Here is a 695-nt window from a genome sequence, read left to right on the forward strand (position 1 = left end):
TGACGTGCCCCCGTTAAATTAGGCCATTCAGAACTGGAATTTTCCACTTATGATCCCTTATCTGGGAGAAGGAGATTTCCATGAAAGCATCGAAGTTTTCGGAAGCGCAGATCGCATTCGTTTTGAAGCAGGCAGAGGATGGCACGCCGATTGGTGAGGTCTGTCGGAAGGCAGGTATTTCAGACGCCACGTTCTATAACTGGCGCAAGAAATATGCGGGTCTGATGCCATCCGAGATGAAGCGGTTACGGCAGCTCGAGGAGGAGAATGCCAAGCTGAAGCGGATCGTTGCCGATCTGTCTCTGGACAAGGCCATGCTTCAGGATGTTTTGGCAAAAAAGCTCTGAAGCCTGCACGCAGGCGAGCGCTTGTCGACACTATTAAGTCGGATTGGAAAGTCTCGGTACGACGCGCCTGTTCGGTGCTCAAGATTGACCGGTCACTTTATGTCTACAAGTCAAAGCGCGGCGAGCAGGCTGAACTGAAGCTCAGGATCAAGGACATTTGTCAGACGCGGGTTCGTTACGGGTATCGGCGCGTGCATGTGCTTCTCAAGCGCGACGGCTGGCCCGTAAATCCGAAGCGAATCTATCGTCTTTACAAGGAGATGGGACTTCAGCTGCGGAACAAGGTTCCCAAACGGCGCGTGAAAGCGAAGCTTCGCGCTGATCGCACAGAGGCAACCCGTTCCAACC

Annotated in this window: 1 pseudogene; it reads left to right on the forward strand. The window is 53.2% G+C overall.

The window, feature by feature from the left end:
* Window positions 1-80 precede the first annotated feature (80 nt).
* Window positions 81-695, forward strand: a pseudogene (locus tag F9K91_RS25580) (transposase); the annotation flags it as partial.

The sequence above is a fragment of the Brucella tritici genome (assembly GCF_008932295.1).
GTDB lineage: Bacteria > Pseudomonadota > Alphaproteobacteria > Rhizobiales > Rhizobiaceae > Brucella > Brucella tritici.